Here is a 15,177-nt window from a genome sequence, read left to right on the forward strand (position 1 = left end):
CCTGCGCGTCAGCCGGCCCGCAGCTTCTCCTGCGCCGGAGGCGACGCAGGCTGTTCACCAGGCTCGCCGCCGTGCAGCCGCTTCCATTCGTCAAAGCCGCCGGCCAGCGCCCAGGTCTTCTGGTAGCCCTTGGCCTTGAGCCGCTCCGCCAGGATGGCGGCCGAAATCTCGTTGGGGCAGGCGCAATAGACGACGATGTCCACCGATTCCGGATGATCGCCGAGCATGTCGAGCGGACCGTGCATATCGACCACGACGGCGCCAGGGATGCGCTCGATGTCTTCCACGCCATGCGCGCGCACATCCAGCACCAGCGGCAGGCTGCCGGCCTGGCGGCGGGCTTCCAGCTCGACCACCGTCATGCGAGGCACGCGGCGCGTGCGGCGCAGCAGGCGAATGCGCCACCACCAGCGCCACGCAATGAACAGCGCGAAGGCCGCCACGCAGACAAGCACCGCAATATGCCCATAGGCGCTGAACGCGGCCAGGATGGTATCGACAAAATCGCTGAACACCACACCCACCAGCAGGGCGCCGCCCGCCCAGACCAGTGCGCCGAGGGCGTCATAGAACAGGAACACCGGCAGCGGCGTAGCCGTCATCCCGGCCATGGCGGTGGACAACGCGCCCGCACCGGGCAGCAGCTTGGCAAACACCAGCGAGCGCGGCCCCACGCGCAGGTAGAGCGACTGGGTCTGGCGAATGCAGGTGTCGGGCGAGATCGACACGCGGCAGATCGTGCGCAGCATGGGCTGGCCGAGCCGGCGCCCGGCAAAGTACCACGCCGTGTCGGCAATCAGGCAGGCGACGATCACGGCGCCCAGCACCGCGCCGATGGAGGGCCCCGATTCCTGCATGCCCAGGGCGCCCGCCACGAACAGCATCGGATATGCCGGAACCGGCAGCCCGGCCTGTTCGGCAAGCACATTCAGGAATACCAGCATCAGCCCGTGGCTTTCCAGCAAGGCCTGTAATTCGCCCACAACCGTCTCCCGCGTCGCACGCCGATCAAGTTTCCCGGCGGCGCCAGTGCGCGAGCCGCGCTGTACGAGCCGCCGGGCCAGACCGTCAGTTTGCCAGCCGCGGGCCCGGTCTGCACGCTCTCACTTGCATGTGAGCTTCAAATTCCCCGAGGGTCCTGGCGCAGCGCCAGCAGCGCCCCGGCCACGGCATCGCCCACCCGCGCGCAGTCCGAGACCAGGTACGGGACCGCCCCGGCGTCGCCGGCCTCCGCCGCCGCTTCGAGGTGCATGATGCATTCGACCAGCGCCCGGCAGCGAACAATGCCGCCGCTGCCTTTCAGCCGGTGCACGGCCGCGCGGAGCTGCCCCCGGTCACCGGTCTTGCAGGCTGTCTGCATGGCCGCGACGTCGGCGATGATGGTCTCCACCAGGCTGTCGAGCAGTGCATCGCGCAGGCTGGCATTGCCGCCCGCGAGGTCGGCCACCGCCTGGCCCAGCTCCAGCGCTTGCGCCTCGGACAGCAACGGCGCCGCCGGCACGGCCGCCATCATTGCGTCAGGCGGCAGCGCCGCGCAAAGTCCACCAGCTCGACCAGCGATTCGACCTGCAGCTTGGCCATGATGCGCGACTTGTAGCTGCTGACGGTCTTGTTGCTGATAAAGAGTTCGTTGCTGATCGCCTTGTACGACATGCCGCGGGCGAGCATCTGCAGGACCACCACTTCCTTGTCGGACAGCCGGCGCAGGTTCTCTTCGTCTCTCGCCATGGCAAGGCGCGGGGCGCCGTCGCGCGTCATGGCGGGGAACACCGTATAGCCCGCCAGCACCGCCTCCACGGCGCGCAGGATTTCCTTGACGTCCTGCGTCTTGCTGATGAACCCCTGCATGCCGGCCTGCCACGCACGCGCGACAAAGACTGCCGGATCGAGCGCCGACACCACCAGGATGCGCACCTGGGGATGGATGGTGCGTAGCCGTGGCGCCACATCCAGCCCGCTGATGCGCGGAATGTCCAGGTCCAGGATGACCAGGTCGGGCATGCGGCTGCGCACCAGCTCGATCGCACTCTGGCCATTGTCGGCCTCGAGGACTTCATCGACGCCAAGCAGCTGCGAGATCTGGGACCGCAGCACGAGCCGCAGCGCCGGGTGATCGTCAACGATCAGGATGGTAGTCAATGCATCTCCTGTTGCGGTCTGGAACGCCTTCGGCGCGGTTGGCGCCAAGGGATGGGGAAACCGCGGTTTTTACCTGCGGCCAGTATAGGGAGGCGCCGTCGCGCGGAGGATGGGAGGACTCTGCATAGTGCGCGGGCAAATTCCGAGCATTGACTCGGACATGGCTGCACGGGGCCTGGCTGCCCCTGTCGCCCGCAGGGACAACGCGGCAATCCTCCAGTGGTGCTACTCTATCGGCCCAGGTGTCATCCAGGAGATCACCGTGCCCCGCAAGACCCCTATCGAGCGCTACCGCAATATCGGCATCAGCGCGCATATCGACGCCGGCAAGACCACCACGACCGAGCGGATACTGTTCTATACGGGTGTCAGCCACAAGATGGGCGAGGTGCATGACGGTGCTGCCACCATGGACTGGATGGAGCAGGAGCAGGAGCGCGGCATCACCATCACGGCTGCGGCCACCACGGCCTTCTGGAAGGGCATGGCCGGCAATTATCCCGAGCATCGGATCAATATCATCGATACCCCCGGGCACGTCGACTTCACCATCGAGGTGGAACGCTCGATGCGCGTGCTGGACGGCGCCTGCATGGTGTACGACGCCGTCGGCGGCGTGCAGCCGCAGTCGGAGACGGTCTGGCGGCAGGCTAACAAGTACGCTGTGCCGCGCATTGCCTTCGTCAACAAGATGGACCGGGTTGGTGCAGATTTCTTTCGCGTGCAGACGCAGATCGCCGACCGGCTCAAGGGCCGCGCCGTGCCGATCCAGATACCCGTGGGCACCGAAGACCATTTCCTGGGCGTGGTTGACCTGGTCAAGATGAAAGCCGTCGTCTGGGACGACGCCAGCCAGGGCGTGCGCTTCGAATACCGGGACATCCCGCCCGAACTGCTGGCCACGGCGCAGGAGTGGCGCGACAAGATGATCGAGGCCGCCGCCGAGGCCGACGAAACCCTGCTGAACCTCTACCTGGCCGGCGAACCGCTGACGGAAGCGCAGATCAAGCAAGGCCTGCGCAAGCGCACCATCGCCAACGAGATCGTGCCGATGCTGTGCGGCAGCGCTTTCAAGAACAAGGGCGTGCAGACCATGCTCGACGCGGTGATCGACTACCTGCCCTCGCCCGCCGACGTGCCGGCCATCCTCGGCCACACCGAGGACGATCGCGAGGCCGAGCGCCACCCGAACGACGAAGAACCGTTCTCCGCGCTGGCGTTCAAGATCATGACCGACCCGTTCGTCGGCCAGCTGATCTTCTTCCGCGTGTACTCCGGCGTGGTCAATTCCGGCGACGCGGTCTACAACCCGGTCAAGGGCAAGCGCGAGCGGCTGGGGCGCATCCTGCAGATGCATGCCAACGTGCGCAACGAGATCAAGGAAGTGCGCGCCGGCGATATCGCGGCGGCGGTCGGCCTGAAGGAGGCCACCACCGGCGACACGCTGTGCGACCCGAACAAGGTCATCATCCTGGAACGGATGAGCTTCCCCGAGCCGGTGATTTCGCAGGCGGTGGAGCCCAGGACCAAGGCCGACCAGGAAAAGATGGGCATCGCCCTGAACCGGCTGGCGCAGGAAGATCCGTCGTTCCGCGTGGCGACCGACGAGGAATCCGGCCAGACCATCATTTCCGGCATGGGCGAGCTGCACCTGGAAATCCTGGTGGACCGCATGCGGCGCGAGTTCGGCGTGGAGGCCTCGGTCGGCAAGCCGCAGGTGGCCTACCGCGAGACCATCCGCCAATCCATCAAGGACGTGGAAGGCAAGTTCATCAAGCAGTCGGGCGGGCGCGGCCAGTATGGCCACGTGGTGCTCAACCTCGAGCCGATGGCGCACGGCGGCGGCTATGAGTTCGTCGATGCCATCAAGGGCGGCGTGGTGCCGCGCGAGTTCATCCCGGCGGTGGACAAGGGCATCCGCGAAACGCTGCAGTCCGGCGTGCTGGCCGGCTATCCGGTGGTGGATATCAAGGCGACGCTGGTGTTCGGTTCCTACCACGACGTGGATTCGAACGAAAACGCCTTCCGCATGGCCGGCTCGATGGCCTTCAAGGAGGGCATGCGCCGCGCAAAGCCGGTGCTGCTGGAACCGATGATGGCGGTCGAAGTGGAAACGCCGGAGGAATTCACCGGCAACGTGATGGGCGACCTCTCCTCGCGGCGCGGCATGGTGCATGGCATGGAGGACATTGCCGGCGGCGGCGGCAAGGTCGTGCGCGCCGAGGTGCCGCTGGCAACGATGTTCGGCTACTCGACTACCCTGCGTTCACTGACGCAGGGGCGTGCCACGTTCACGATGGAGTTCAAGCACTACGCCGAGGCGCCGGCCAATGTGGCGGAGGCAGTGATTTCGGCGAAGAAGATCGGCTGATGACTGACGCCCTCTCCCCTGCGGGGAGAGGGCATCCCGGGCGCAGCCTCAGGCCGCCGCCGTCATCTTGAAAATCCCCTGCGCATTGCCCGCATCAAACCCCAGGTCATAGCGCGGCTGCGCAAGCTGCTCGTCGGCATAGCGGTCGCGCGTGATGAACTCGTAGAACGAACCCGGAACTTCGCGCTCTACCCGCTCGCCCTGCGCGCCAACGAACGCGCGGCTCACCATGTCGGCACGGAACGCTGTCTGCTTGACGCGGCCGCTGCGCGAAACCTCCACCTTCTCCTTCATCGGGCGCCCAAGCTGCTTCTGCTGCTCGGCTAGCGCAAATACATCATCGACGCGGTCCGTCGCGTGATTGAACGCATTGCCCTCGGTGGCAATCCAGGCCATCTCGGCCGATTCGCGCAGCAGGATTTCGTAGTCTTCCAGGCGCGGCGTGGCGTGCTGGCGTTCGAAGCACGGCACCAGCAGGCCGATCAGCTCCGCCCCCTCCTGCACCGCCAGAGCGCCGTCGCGCTCAAGCTGCCACAGCAGCGACTGGGCACGCGGCGTCAGCGGATCGGCTGAGCTGCCGGTGATCCGGCTCACGGCCTGGCGGAATGCTTCGCTGTAGCGCTCCGGATGGAACTCGCTCAGGAAGAACTGCGCGATTTCCTCTGGCGCATCGGCGTGTGCGTACGAGCGGCCGGTCATGCCGATGCGGTCAAGCGGATAGGTGCCGTTCAGCACGTAGCCGAGCGGACGCAGGATACGCGTAAAGGCGGTCTCGCCTTCTGGCAGCGCGCCGTTGTCGCGCCATTTGACGGTGCGCAGCGCGCCGTGGTCGAAGGTGACCTTGCCGCCGGCGGCCGCCACGTCGTCGGTATAGGCACGGCCGGTCGGCACCCGGTCCAGGATGCCGCCGAACAGCACGATGTTCAGCGCCTGCGCGATTTCCGCGCGGGTGGCGCGGCCATCGGCATCGACCGGAAGGCCGGCCGGCGAGGTGACCAGCGAGAGCAGGTGGCTGGCGCGGGCAGCGCCGATGGTGGCAGTCAGGAGAGCGGAAATGTTCGGATTCATGGCGGGAGGTCGTTTTGGCCGGACCCGGCCGGGCACGCCCCCGTGCCGGCCCGGATCCGCGGGGCAGGATAGTGGGCAGGACAGCACCGGGACAAGCGCCGATTCCGCACAACATTGTGCGTGGCGCGCAGGAAGTGCCGCCGCCGCGGGCTGTATATACTGTCTGCCCCACGCCGCCACGGCAGCGGCCACGCGCCCAGCCCTCCCATGAGAAACGACATTCCCAACCTTGGCGCGCTCCAGGCCTTCGAAGCCTCGGCGCGGCTCGGCAGCTTCACGCGCGCCGCCGATGAGCTGGCACTGACGCAAAGCGCCGTGGGCCGCCAGGTCGCGATGCTCGAGCAGCGGCTGGGCGTGGCCCTGTTCACGCGCGTGCGCCGGCGCCTGGTGCTGACTGAAACCGGACGCGAATACGCCGCCCGCATCCGGCGCCACCTCGACCACCTGCAGCGCGACACACTGGAAATCAGTGCCGGCCGCGCCATGGGCTACACGCTGGAGCTGGCCGTGGTGCCCACTTTCGCCACGCAATGGCTGATCCCGCGCCTGCCGGACTTCGCGCAGCGGCATCCCGGCATCACCGTCAACCTCAGCGCACGCTCGCAGCCGTTCTCTTTCCACGAGTGCGCCTACGACGCCGCCATCTACTACGGCGACCAGTTCTGGCCCGGCACGCGTGGCGGGATGATCTTCCGCGAAGGCGGCATGGTGCCGGTCTGCAGCCCCGGCTTCATGGCGGCGAACCCGGTCAGCGACGCGGCCGGCCTGGCACACTGCCGCCACCTGCACCTGAGCACGCGCGCCAATGCCTGGCGCGACTGGTATGCCGCGCAGGGCTGGGACTACGACATCGCGGCATCGCGCGGCCCGCGCTATGAACTCTTCACGATGATGACCGCCGCCGCGGCGGCCGGGCTGGGCATCGGCCTGGCACCACGCCTGCTGATCGAGCGCGAGCTGGAGACTGGCCAGCTGGTGATCCCGGTAGACCGGGTACTGGATGCGAGCCAGGGGTATTACTTCGCCTATCCGGAGGGCCGGCCGCCATCGGAAGCGCTCGACGCCTTCCAGGCGTGGATACTCGGGCTGTCGCAGTAGGCATTGGTTGCAGCGCGATTCCGGCACCGCACACCGGAAGGATCAGCGCGAAAAACCTTCAACGGACTAGCCCTGCTCCCACGCACTGCACCAGCCCCCGGAAGTCACCTCCTTGTCGCCGAACAGCACGCAGCCGCCGGCGGCGCTGCCCTTGTCGCCCTGGTAGAGCTGGCAGTTGGCGCAGGTCTGCGTATTGGTGTGCTTGGGATACTTCTTGCTGTCGACGCTGGCGGTATCTGCCTTGTAGCCAAGCTTCTGCGCTTGCGGGTCCTGTTCGCCAAGCGTGGCGGCGTGGGCGGTCTCACCAACCAGCGGGGCGATGACGGCGAAGCCGCCTGCCATGGCCAGCGGTACGGCTTTCAGGAATTGGCGTCTGCAGGGCATGTCCTGCCTCCTTGCTCTTCTTTCGGGGGACGGTGGCGCGGCCGACGGCGGACCGCAGCGCGTCAAGAGTACTTCGGATTCCGGCAAGGGGTAAACCTCGCAGTCGCCGGCCGGGCATTCTGAGCGAGAATGTCGCCAGTATCCTGCCGAGCCCCGTCAACCAGACCGGCGTACCGCGATGAAAATGCCCCGAACCACCCTGGAGCAATGGCGAGTCGTGCAAGCCATTGTCGAGCACGGCGGCTATGCCCAGGCCGCCGAAGCGTTGCACCGCAGCCAGTCGTCGATCAGCTACATGGTGGCGCGGCTGCAGGAGCAGCTGGGCGTCGAGCTGTTCGCGATCGAAGGGCGCAAGGCCCGGCTCACTGAAAGCGGCGCGGCGCTGCTGGCACGCGCGGGCGAGCTGCTCGGCGATGCCTACCGCATCGAACAGCTGGCCGACAGCCTGCAGCAAGGCTGGGAAGCCGAAGTCCGGCTGGCGGTGGATGCCGCCCTGCCCGCCACGCTGCTGCTGTCCGCGTTGCGGGAATTCGCCGGGCTCGCGCCCCAGACGCGCGTGCAGTTGACCGAGGTGGTGCTGTCCGGCGCCGACGAAGCGCTGCTGCAACGGCAGGTCGAGCTGGCCGTGGGCACCCGCATCCCGACCGGACACTTCGGCGAGCGGCTGCTGGATATTCCCTTTGTCGCGGTCGCCCACCCCTCTCACCCGCTTCACCAGCTCCGCCGCGAGTTGACGGCCGAGGACCTGAGCCGCGAATTGCAGGTCGTGCTGCGCGATTCGGGCCACGCCAATCCACGCGACGACGGCTGGCTTGGCGCCACGCTGCGCTGGACCGTGAGCAGCATGCAGGCCGTGCGCCTGCTGGTCGCCGGCGGGCTGGGCTTTGCCTGGCTGCCCGAGCATATGGTGGCCGGGCCGCTGCGCGACAGCACGCTGCAGCGCCTGCCATTGCGCGAAGGCCGCATCCGCCACGTGACGCTCTACCTGGTCCACAGCCAGCCCGACCTCGCTGGCCCCGCCACGCGTCTGCTGGCGGACGAACTGATCAAGGCCACTTCGGTCTTTCCAAGAGGCGCCGACGACGCCCCGGCCATCATCGGCTGATCCGATCAGATCGCTCCGAATTTCAGATAAATGGGCGCCAAAGCCCGCCCTATTATTCTGAAATCGCGAAGAAAGGCGGGCATGCAGACCCGCCTCTGACGGAGACAATATGAACCACTTTCTTGCCATCGAAGCCTTCGTGCGCGTGGCGGAAGCCAGCAGCTTCGCCGAAGCAGCGCGCCAACTTGGGGTCGCCGGTTCCATCGTGACCAGCCGCGTGCAGCAGCTCGAGAAATTCATCGGCGCGCCGCTGTTCCATCGGAGCACCCGCCACGTGCGCCTGTCGGAACTGGGCGACGCCTACTACAGGGAATGCGCCGAGGCGGTCTCGCAACTCAACAGCCTGACCGACCAGATGCGCGACCTCAATGGCACTCCCACCGGGCGCCTGCGCATCCAGATGCTGCCCGGCTATGCGATCGGGCATTTCGGCGAACTGCTCCATGCGTTCACACAGCGCTACGGCGGCATTCAGCTCGACATCATCGTCAATGACCGCGTGGTCGATCCGATCGAAGAAGGTTTCGACGTTGCCTTCCAGATCTTTCCGCCGATCTCCGGTTCACTGATCGAGAAGCGCCTGTTTCCCGTGCGGCGGCTGTTCTGCGCCACGCCGGACTACATCGCGCGGCACGGCATGCCGATGGTGCCGGCTGACCTGCTGCAGCATACGACCGCCCTGTACGCCGGCTATCCGTCGCGCAACCGCTGGGTGTTCACGCGTGGCGACGAGACGGTGTCGCTGGAGCTGCCCGGACAGGTGCGTTCGAACTCCGTGCACCTGCTGCGCGATTACGCGGCGTCAGGCGGCTGCATCGTCTGCCTGCCGACGCTGGTTGCCAGCGAGGATCTCCAGAGCGGGCGCCTGGTGCCCGTATTGACGGACTACACGCTCGCGCCGTTCTCCTTCGCAGCGGTCTATCCCACTACGCAGCGGCATGCGGTCAAGGTGCGGATGCTGGTGGACTTCCTGGCCGAACGCCTGGCCGGCGAGCCGGCCTGGGACGTGCCGCTGCTCGCGCGCGGCTGGGTCGCCTGACGCGCCACCGCGCGGTCATTCTTCAGAATCCCCGAACACCACGTTCACCGTTTTGCCAATTGTTGTTGCGATGCGATGGCACCTATCGTTGATCCAACGACTCAGCAATGACAACGGAGACAGTCGCAATGACCACCGCATACAAGACCGTGTTCGGCTCCCTCGGCAACTACCGCAAAGGCGGCATCGAGGTGACCCAGGGCGATGCCCGCCACTACGTGTTTTCCAATGTCTTCGAGGTTGCCTCGAAGGCCGCGCCGTACGAGAGGGTCGTGGTCGGCAAGAACCTCGAGTACGTCGTCGAGACGCTGCGCGCCGAAGGCGATTCGCCGTGGTTCGCCTGCGCGCACGACGAATTCGTGGTTGCCATGGATGGTGAAGTGCGCGTCGAGTTCGTCGCGCTGGAGCAGCCCGTTGCCGAGGCCAACGGCGCCGTACTTGCCGGCCAGGAGCCGGCTGGCCGCAGCATGGGCTATGTGCTGCTGCGCCAGGGCCACCAGAGCCTGCTGCCCGCCGGCTGTGCCTATCGCTTTCGCGCCCCCGCGGCGTGCGCGCTGGTGTTGCAGACAAAGCTAGGCGCGCTTTCGGTGGAGAAGTGGGCCGAGATCTGCCTGCACTGATCTTCGCCTGACGCCATCCGCATTCCACGACCTCGCAAACCATTCAGGAGACCTCTCATGGCCATGCTCGATCTCGCCGACAAGCCGGAAACCCAAGCCAAGGGCTTTGCTGCCGACAAAGTGCAGGCAACCGCGCCAGACCCCGTCACCGGCTACCGCACCTTCTCGCTCGGCGCCTTCCGCTTTTCGCGCGACGCCTATTTCGCCACTGTCCAGTGGCCTGCCCAGGGGCAGACCCGCACGCACGCCATCCCGGCCGACGCGTTCCTGCGCGCGATGATGCGCGATGTCGCCTGGGGCTTCTTCTACGGCTGGGTCAACTTCGACCATGTGATCGGCACGCGCAACCATTACGGCAAAGTGGACATGTATGCGGGCGCCTTCAACGGCGTGATGAAGGAAGCCGGTGTCGACTACACCGAGACCTTCGAGACCCCGCTGATCATGGCCACCTTCAAGGCCATCCTGCACGACTGGACCAATGAAGGCTTCGACCCGTTCGCCGCGCCCGAAGAAACCGGCACCGCGTACGGCAGCAAGCATGGCGAGAACAGCGCCGCCATCGAGCGCACGCGCATCGCCACGCGCCGCATGCCGGGCCTGCCCGACGATTCCCCGCTGCGCGACGACCTGCCGGTCAACCGCGCCTTCCATGACGTGCCGCAGGACGAACCCGAGATCCACGCCGAGCCCGGCTTCGAAGGGCAGTTGCACGCCTTCAACCTGTTCAAGTACCTGTCGCGCTCCGACGTGACCTGGAACCCCTCGGTGACCTCCGTCTGTGGCCAGAGCCTGTTCTGCCCCACCACCGAGGAATTCATCCTGCCGGTGTTCCACGGCAACGACCGCGTCGAGTGGTTCGTGCAGCTGTCCGACGAAATCATCTGGGACATCGGCGACAAGAACACCGGCGCCCCGCGTGCCCGCGTCACGGCGCGCGCCGGCGACATCTGCGCCATGCCGGCCGACATCCGCCACCAGGGCTACTCGACCAAGCGCTCAATGCTGCTGGTGTGGGAGAACGCCACGCCGAACCTGCCCAAGCGGTACGAGAGCGGAGAGCTGAAGCCCCATCCGGTCGAATTCTGACGCGCCATTCCGACCGACATTACGACGACTACATCATGCAGAACAAGCTATTCATCAACGGCCGCTTTGTCGATGCCATCGGCGGCGGCACCATCGACGTGCTGAACCCGCACGACGGCAGCGTGATCACCGCGATTGGCGCCGCGGAGGCGGCGGACGTCGACCTAGCCGTGGAAGCTGCCACCCGCGCCTTTCCCGCCTGGTCGCGCATGGCCGCCGCCGAACGCGGGCGCCTGCTGCTGAAGCTGGCCGACAAGATCGAGGCCCACACGGAGGAACTGGCGCAGCTCGAATCGCTGGACACCGGCCACCCGATCCGCGATTCGCGCGGGCTGGACGTGCCCCGCACCGCCGCCTGCTTCCGCTACTTCGGCGGCATGGCCGACAAGCTGCAGGGCTCGGTGATTCCGGTGGAAACCGGCTTCCTCAACTACGTGCAGCGCGCGCCGATCGGCGTGGTGGGGCAGATCGTCCCCTGGAACTTCCCGCTGATGTTCACCAGCTGGAAGATGGGCCCGGCGCTGGCCGCAGGCAACACCATTGTGATCAAGGCATCGGAGCTGACGCCGCTGTCTTCGTTGCGGATTGCCGAGCTGATGGCCGAAGTGGGCTTTCCCGAAGGCGTGGTCAATATGGTGCCGGGCTACGGGCATACCGCCGGCCAGCGGCTGGCCGAGCATCCGGGCGTGGGCAAGATTGCCTTTACCGGTTCCACCGCGACGGGCCGCCGCATCGTGGAGGCCTCCAAGGGCAACCTGAAGCGCGTGCAGCTCGAGCTGGGCGGCAAGGGCGCCAACATCGTATTCGAGGATGCCGACCTGGATGCCGCCGTCAACGGCGCCGCCTGGGCGATCTTCCACAACCAGGGGCAGGCCTGCATCGCGGGCTCGCGGCTGGTGCTGCACGAGCGCATCGCCGATGCATTCCTCGAGCGCTTCACCGCGCTGGCCGGCTCGATCCGGCTAGGCAACCCGCTCAATCCGGAAACCGAGATGGGGCCGCTCACGTCGGCACAGCATCGTGATCGCGTGCTGGCCTACGTCGACATCGCACGCGAGCAGGGCGCCCGCGTGCTGGCCGGCGGCAAGGCCCCGGGCGCGCACGACCTGTCAGCCGGCTACTACGTGGAGCCAACCATCGTCGAAGCGCGCCCGCATGACCGCGTGGCGCAGGAAGAGGTGTTCGGCCCCTTCGTCACCGTGCTGCGCTTCGGCAACGACGACGAGGCGCTGGCCATTGCCAATGCCTCGGAATACGGCCTGGGCAGTGGCTTGTGGACACGCGACCTGTCTCGTGCGCACAAGCTCGCCGGCGCCATTCATGCGGGCATGTGCTGGATCAACTGCTACAAGCGCGTCAACCCGGGCAGCCCCTTCGGCGGCGTGGGCCAGTCCGGCTATGGCCGCGAGATGGGCTTCGAGGCCATGCACGACTACACTGAGGCACGTTCGGTGTGGGTCAACGTGGATGCCGCCGTGCCGCCCCACTTCAAGCGCTGAGAGGCTGCGATGAAAGGCTTTGTCTACCAGTGCGCGCCAGCGCGCGTCGTCTTCGGGCAGGGCGCCCTGGCGCAATTGCCCGACGAAGTGGCACAACTCGGCGCGCAACGCGCGCTGGTGCTGACCACGCCAGAGCAGCGCGGCCTGGGCGAACGCGTGGCGGCCCTGCTCGGCGCGCGCGCCGCAGGTGTCTATGCCCAGGCGGTGATGCACGTGCCGGTCGAAGTCGCCCGGGCGGCGCGGGCCGAAGCGCAGCGGCTCGGCGCCGACTGCTATGTGGCCGTAGGCGGCGGCTCCACCATCGGCCTGGGCAAGGCCATCGCGCTCGAATCGGCGCAGCCGATCCTGGCCGTGCCCACCACCTACGCCGGCTCGGAAGTCACGCCGATCTACGGCCTCACCGAAGGCCGCCTGAAGAAGACCGGCCGCGACCCGCGCGTGCTGCCACGCACCGTGCTCTACGATCCGGCGCTCACGCTGACGCTGCCCGCGGCCATCTCGGCGGCATCGGGAATGAACGCCATGGCTCACGCAGTGGAGGCCCTGTACGCGCAGGATGCGAACCCGATCATCAGCCTGATGGCCGAGGAATCGATCCGCGCACTGGCCCGCGCGCTGCCCGCCGTAGTGCGCAACCCCGCCGATATCGACGCGCGCAGCGACGCGCTCTATGGCGCCTGGCTGGCCGGCGTCTGCCTCGGCACCGTGGGCATGGCGCTGCACCACAAGCTCTGCCATACCCTGGGCGGGACCTTCAACCTGCCGCACGCACAAACGCATGCCGCGATGCTGCCGCATACCGCGCACTACAACCACGCCGCGGCGCCACAGGCGCTGCAGCGCGCGGCGCGCGCGCTGGGCGGCGATCAGGCCGCCGATGCGGGACCGCTGCTGTTCAGGCTGAACCAGGCCCTTGGCATTTCTCCGTCCCTGGCCGCGATCGGCATGCCGGAAGCGGGGCTGGACGAAGCCGCCACGCTGGCCTGCACCAACCCGTACTACAACCCGCGCCCGGTCGAGCGCGAAGCGATTCGCGCCCTGCTCGGCCGTGCCTGGCGCGGCGAGCAGCCGGACTAGGCAGTCGCATCGACCTCGCAGAATCCACAGGAAAAAAACATCATGGAGACACCCGACACCGCTGCCGAGGCCGCCCTCACCGAACAGGTCGTGGCGCGCCTTGCCGGAACGCCCGACCCGCGCCTGAAGACGCTGATGCAGGCACTCGTGCGGCACCTGCATGCCTATGTCCGCGAAGTGGAGCCGACCGAGGAGGAATGGTTTGCCGCGATCCGCTTCCTGACGGACACCGGCAAGATGTGCGACGGACTGGTGCGGCAGGAATTCATCCTGCTGTCCGACACGCTGGGCGTGTCGATGCTGGTCGATGCCATCAACCACCGCCACGCCAGCAGCGCCACCGACACCACGGTGTTCGGGCCGTTCTACATTCCCGGCATGCCGGACCGCGCCTTTGGCGAGAACATGGCGGCCACGGCGGGCACGCCGGCGCTGGTGCACGGCCGCGTCTGCTCGGCCGACGGCACGCCATTGCGCGACGCCGTGCTCGATATCTGGCAAACCGCGGAAAACGGCATGTACTCCGGACAGGACACCGCCCAGCCGCACGGCAACCTGCGCGGCCGCTACCGCACTGACGCCGACGGCTACTACGCGATCCGCACCATCGTGCCGGTCTGCTACCCGATTCCCAGCGATGGCCCCGTCGGACGCATGCTTGCGGCCACCAACCGCCATCCGTGGCGGCCGGCGCACCTGCATTTCATGATCGATGCCCCCGGCCATCGTACGCTGGTGACGCACCTGTTCAACCAGGGCGATCCGTATCTGGATTCGGATGCGGTGTTCGGCGTCAAGCCGTCCCTGCAGGTCGCCTACGAGGAACGCGACGCTGGCCATCCGCTGGCCAGCCGCTTCGGCTTCGACGGGCCGTTCCGTGAAGCGCGCTACGACTTCGTCCTGGAACCCCGCGTCCTGGCACCCCGGTGAGCGCCATGTCACGCTTCTACGCCATCTTCGCCACCGACAAGCCAGGCATGCGCGCCGTGCGCGAACGGGTCCGCCCGGCCCATCGCGCCTACCTGCGCACCGCCTCCGACCACAGCGTTTTCGTGCGGCTGGGCGGGCCGACGCTGGATGCGCGGGACGAGGCCATGAACGGCACGCTGCTGGTGATCGAGGCCGAGCACATCGACGATGTGGAGCGCTTCCTGCGCGGCGACCCTTACACGCACGCCGGCCTGTTCGAGCGCATCGAGATCCGGCCCTGGGACTGGAGCCTGGGCAACCCCGAGCGGCGCGTCTAGATCATGAAAGACGCACTGCTCTGTCACCTGGAGTCCGTACCCGACGGCGGCGCTCACGTATTCGATGCCAGTCAGCCCGGCGGCACGGGCGTGGTGGTGGTTCGCCGCGGCCATGACGCCTGGGCTTACCTCAACCGCTGCCCCCACTTCTCGGTCTGCCTGGACTACGAGCCGGGCGAAGTGCTGACCTATGACGGCGAAGTGCTGATGTGCGCCCATCACAGCGCGCTGTTCCGCTTCGAGGATGGACGCTGCATCGAAGGGCCTTGTGCCGGCGCCACGCTGACGCCGGTCGCGATCCGCGTGGTGGACGGCGAGGTGCGCCTGGCACCGTGTAATGCGCCGGGCATCCCGCCGGTTCCCTGAGCGGCACGACACGCAACGATCCGCAGCAAGAGGCCATCCGCCTCGCAACACGGCGCCGGCGCAACCGGCTCCGCA

At 67.2% G+C, this 15,177-nt stretch carries 16 protein-coding genes; 11 read left to right on the top strand and 5 right to left on the bottom strand.

The genetic code is table 11. From position 1 onward, the window contains the following. Nucleotides 1–8 precede the first annotated feature (8 nt). The 3 genes from RM96_RS01440 to RM96_RS01450 all read right to left on the bottom strand — a co-directional run bounded on the left by RM96_RS01440 (nucleotide 9) and on the right by RM96_RS01450 (nucleotide 2,139). On the bottom strand, nucleotides 9–983 hold the full coding sequence (locus RM96_RS01440) for a DedA family protein/thiosulfate sulfurtransferase GlpE (RefSeq protein ID WP_039006910.1): 975 nt from the start codon (nucleotides 981–983) through the stop codon (nucleotides 9–11). A gap of 137 nt (nucleotides 984–1,120) precedes the next feature. Further along, entirely contained in the window at nucleotides 1,121–1,513 is a 393-nt protein-coding gene (locus RM96_RS01445; protein ID WP_039006912.1) for an Hpt domain-containing protein, read from the bottom strand. Beyond that, nucleotides 1,510–2,139: a response regulator transcription factor gene (locus tag RM96_RS01450; protein ID WP_039006914.1), complete on the bottom strand. Its 630-nt coding sequence runs from the start codon at nucleotides 2,137–2,139 to the stop codon at nucleotides 1,510–1,512. The genes RM96_RS01445 and RM96_RS01450 overlap by 4 nt, the downstream gene beginning before the upstream one ends. A gap of 262 nt (nucleotides 2,140–2,401) precedes the next feature. On the opposite strand from RM96_RS01450, the gene fusA reads away from it, so the two are divergent. Continuing rightward, nucleotides 2,402–4,510, top strand: coding sequence for an elongation factor G (fusA, locus tag RM96_RS01455; RefSeq protein ID WP_039006915.1), 2,109 nt, complete (start codon nucleotides 2,402–2,404; stop codon nucleotides 4,508–4,510). A 48-nt stretch (nucleotides 4,511–4,558) separates the two neighbouring features. Here the strand turns inward: fusA and RM96_RS01460 are convergent, their stop codons facing one another. Next, the gene (locus tag RM96_RS01460; protein ID WP_039006916.1) at nucleotides 4,559–5,578 is read right to left on the bottom strand and encodes a DUF1338 domain-containing protein; all 1,020 of its coding nucleotides are present in this window, start codon (nucleotides 5,576–5,578) and stop codon (nucleotides 4,559–4,561) included. 207 nt (nucleotides 5,579–5,785) lie between these two features. Here RM96_RS01460 and RM96_RS01465 point away from each other — a divergent pair, with 207 nt between their 5' ends. Further along, the gene (locus RM96_RS01465) at nucleotides 5,786–6,676 is read left to right on the top strand and encodes a LysR substrate-binding domain-containing protein (protein ID WP_039006918.1); all 891 of its coding nucleotides are present in this window, start codon (nucleotides 5,786–5,788) and stop codon (nucleotides 6,674–6,676) included. Nucleotides 6,677–6,742: 66 nt separating this feature from the next. Here RM96_RS01465 and RM96_RS01470 read toward each other — a convergent pair whose 3' ends face one another. Beyond that, nucleotides 6,743–7,060 carry a high-potential iron-sulfur protein gene (locus RM96_RS01470; RefSeq protein ID WP_039006920.1) on the bottom strand — a complete coding sequence of 106 codons (318 nt, stop codon included), beginning with the start codon at nucleotides 7,058–7,060 and terminating at the stop codon, nucleotides 6,743–6,745. 184 nt (nucleotides 7,061–7,244) lie between these two features. On the opposite strand from RM96_RS01470, the gene RM96_RS01475 reads away from it, so the two are divergent. The 9 genes from RM96_RS01475 (at nucleotide 7,245) to RM96_RS01515 (ending at nucleotide 15,102) form a co-directional block, all read left to right on the top strand. After that, entirely contained in the window at nucleotides 7,245–8,165 is a 921-nt protein-coding gene (locus tag RM96_RS01475) for a LysR family transcriptional regulator (RefSeq protein WP_238587030.1), read from the top strand. A 109-nt stretch (nucleotides 8,166–8,274) separates the two neighbouring features. Then, complete coding sequence (locus RM96_RS01480) at nucleotides 8,275–9,204, top strand: LysR family transcriptional regulator (protein ID WP_039006924.1); 930 nt, start codon at nucleotides 8,275–8,277, stop codon at nucleotides 9,202–9,204. Between the two features lie 128 nt (nucleotides 9,205–9,332). Beyond that, a complete protein-coding gene (locus RM96_RS01485) occupies nucleotides 9,333–9,824 on the top strand; it encodes a hypothetical protein (RefSeq protein WP_039006930.1) in 492 nt (163 codons plus the stop codon). 63 nt (nucleotides 9,825–9,887) lie between these two features. Then, on the top strand, nucleotides 9,888–10,913 hold the full coding sequence (locus RM96_RS01490; RefSeq protein WP_443112233.1) for a hydroxyquinol 1,2-dioxygenase: 1,026 nt from the start codon (nucleotides 9,888–9,890) through the stop codon (nucleotides 10,911–10,913). Between the two features lie 35 nt (nucleotides 10,914–10,948). Next, a complete protein-coding gene (locus tag RM96_RS01495; protein ID WP_039006933.1) occupies nucleotides 10,949–12,412 on the top strand; it encodes an aldehyde dehydrogenase family protein in 1,464 nt (487 codons plus the stop codon). Between the two features lie 9 nt (nucleotides 12,413–12,421). Further along, nucleotides 12,422–13,489, top strand: coding sequence for a maleylacetate reductase (locus RM96_RS01500; protein ID WP_039006936.1), 1,068 nt, complete (start codon nucleotides 12,422–12,424; stop codon nucleotides 13,487–13,489). A gap of 42 nt (nucleotides 13,490–13,531) precedes the next feature. After that, nucleotides 13,532–14,419, top strand: coding sequence for an intradiol ring-cleavage dioxygenase (locus RM96_RS01505; protein WP_039006938.1), 888 nt, complete (start codon nucleotides 13,532–13,534; stop codon nucleotides 14,417–14,419). Between the two features lie 5 nt (nucleotides 14,420–14,424). Further along, nucleotides 14,425–14,736: a YciI family protein gene (locus tag RM96_RS01510; RefSeq protein ID WP_039006940.1), complete on the top strand. Its 312-nt coding sequence runs from the start codon at nucleotides 14,425–14,427 to the stop codon at nucleotides 14,734–14,736. A 3-nt stretch (nucleotides 14,737–14,739) separates the two neighbouring features. Beyond that, on the top strand, nucleotides 14,740–15,102 hold the full coding sequence (locus RM96_RS01515) for a Rieske (2Fe-2S) protein (protein WP_039006942.1): 363 nt from the start codon (nucleotides 14,740–14,742) through the stop codon (nucleotides 15,100–15,102). The last annotated feature ends 75 nt before the right edge of the window (nucleotides 15,103–15,177 follow it).

This window comes from Cupriavidus sp. IDO (assembly GCF_000812465.1).
Taxonomy (GTDB): Bacteria; Pseudomonadota; Gammaproteobacteria; order Burkholderiales; family Burkholderiaceae; genus Cupriavidus.

What these genes read in the sequence shown, in the direction of transcription:
- RM96_RS01445 (WP_039006912.1), bottom strand. Translation starts at nt 1,513, where the DNA reads ATGATGGCGGCCGTGCCGGCGGCGCCGTTGCTGTCCGAGGCGCAAGCG.
- RM96_RS01460 (WP_039006916.1), bottom strand. Translation starts at nt 5,578, where the DNA reads ATGAATCCGAACATTTCCGCTCTCCTGACTGCCACCATCGGCGCTGCC.
- RM96_RS01465 (WP_039006918.1), top strand. Translation starts at nt 5,786, where the DNA reads ATGAGAAACGACATTCCCAACCTTGGCGCGCTCCAGGCCTTCGAAGCC.
- RM96_RS01470 (WP_039006920.1), bottom strand. Translation starts at nt 7,060, where the DNA reads ATGCCCTGCAGACGCCAATTCCTGAAAGCCGTACCGCTGGCCATGGCA.
- RM96_RS01475 (WP_238587030.1), top strand. Translation starts at nt 7,245, where the DNA reads ATGCCCCGAACCACCCTGGAGCAATGGCGAGTCGTGCAAGCCATTGTC.
- RM96_RS01480 (WP_039006924.1), top strand. Translation starts at nt 8,275, where the DNA reads ATGAACCACTTTCTTGCCATCGAAGCCTTCGTGCGCGTGGCGGAAGCC.
- RM96_RS01485 (WP_039006930.1), top strand. Translation starts at nt 9,333, where the DNA reads ATGACCACCGCATACAAGACCGTGTTCGGCTCCCTCGGCAACTACCGC.
- RM96_RS01490 (WP_443112233.1), top strand. Translation starts at nt 9,888, where the DNA reads ATGCTCGATCTCGCCGACAAGCCGGAAACCCAAGCCAAGGGCTTTGCT.
- RM96_RS01495 (WP_039006933.1), top strand. Translation starts at nt 10,949, where the DNA reads ATGCAGAACAAGCTATTCATCAACGGCCGCTTTGTCGATGCCATCGGC.
- RM96_RS01500 (WP_039006936.1), top strand. Translation starts at nt 12,422, where the DNA reads ATGAAAGGCTTTGTCTACCAGTGCGCGCCAGCGCGCGTCGTCTTCGGG.
- RM96_RS01505 (WP_039006938.1), top strand. Translation starts at nt 13,532, where the DNA reads ATGGAGACACCCGACACCGCTGCCGAGGCCGCCCTCACCGAACAGGTC.
- RM96_RS01510 (WP_039006940.1), top strand. Translation starts at nt 14,425, where the DNA reads ATGTCACGCTTCTACGCCATCTTCGCCACCGACAAGCCAGGCATGCGC.
- RM96_RS01515 (WP_039006942.1), top strand. Translation starts at nt 14,740, where the DNA reads ATGAAAGACGCACTGCTCTGTCACCTGGAGTCCGTACCCGACGGCGGC.